The organism is Nocardia citri, from assembly GCF_054065835.1.
In genome coordinates, this window is record NZ_JBSUQM010000094.1 from 1 (window position 1) to 235 (window position 235).

The 235-nt window shown below is 72.8% G+C and carries 1 protein-coding gene; it reads right to left on the reverse strand.

The window, feature by feature from the left end; translation table 11 throughout:
- The coding region (locus ACW2Q0_RS31265; protein ID WP_457194515.1) for a hypothetical protein at positions 1-235 on the reverse strand (235 nt) is incomplete at both ends.

Sequence of the window (235 nt, forward strand, 5' to 3'; positions counted from 1 at the left end):
GCGCCAGGATCTGCTCGGACGACATCGTGCGCATCCGCGCCGCGGCCAGCTCGATCGCCAACGGTAATCCGTCCAGCCGCGCGCAGATCCGGGCCACGGTGGCCTTGTTATCGTGCGCGAGCTCGAAACCGGGCACCACCGCGCTCGCGCGGTCGGCGAACAAGGTCACCGCGTCGTAGCGGGGCATTCCACGCAGCGACGGCTCCCGGCCCGCGGCGGGCACCGCCAGCGGCGA